Annotated in this window: 1 protein-coding gene; it reads left to right on the top strand. The window is 29.0% G+C overall.

Annotated features, from left to right (window positions below):
- The coding region (locus AOA61_RS27280; RefSeq protein WP_143521267.1) for a Crp/Fnr family transcriptional regulator at positions 1-272 on the top strand (272 nt) is incomplete at both ends.

Here is a 272-nt window from a genome sequence, read left to right as displayed (position 1 = left end):
GTTTCGTGATTTAATTTTATGCGGAAAAACAGGTGCATTTTATTCTACGTTAGTTCGATTTAGTAATTCTTATGGTGTTGAATCGAATGATGGTATTTTAATAAATGTTCAATTAACAAACCAGGATATAGCCAATTATATTGGAACTACACGAGAGAGTGTTAACAGAATGCTAAATGACTTAAAAAAAACCGATGTGTTATCAATGCAAGATGGTCATATCATTCTTCATAATATACAATTTTTAAAAGACTATTTACATTGTGGTGATT

Origin of the sequence: Pseudomonas sp. 2995-1 (assembly GCF_002742505.1) — a bacterium.
Lineage (GTDB): Bacteria > Pseudomonadota > Gammaproteobacteria > Pseudomonadales > Pseudomonadaceae > Aquipseudomonas > Aquipseudomonas sivasensis.
Note: the sequence above shows the minus strand (reverse complement) of the source record. Positions and strands in the feature narration are given on the sequence as shown.